The following is a 280-nucleotide window of genomic DNA, read 5'->3' on the forward strand; positions in this document are numbered from 1 at the left end:
CTGCTCGGGGATGAGCGCGCCGGACGCGTCGACCATGGAGACCATGACGCCCTGCTCGTGGCGGCTCGTCTCGTCGAGTCCCGGCTGGATGGAGGCGACGTAGTCGTCGGCCGCCACGATGACGTCGGCCTGCTGCTCGATGCGCTCCCCGATGCCCTCGACGCGCCCGCGGTTGCCCTTGCCCGACGGGTTGGCGGAGCTCGCGAAGGACAGGCGGCGGCTCTCCCAGAGGCGCTCGGCGAGCTGCTCGGCGGGGCGGCCGAAGCGGATCACGAAGCAG

1 pseudogene is annotated in these 280 nt (G+C 72.5%); it reads right to left on the bottom strand.

The window, feature by feature from the left end:
- Positions 1 to 280: pseudogene (locus DZG00_RS16775) on the bottom strand (translation factor (SUA5)); the annotation flags it as partial.

It is taken from the genome of Clavibacter lycopersici (genome assembly GCF_003576405.1).
Classification (GTDB): domain Bacteria; phylum Actinomycetota; class Actinomycetes; order Actinomycetales; family Microbacteriaceae; genus Clavibacter; species Clavibacter lycopersici.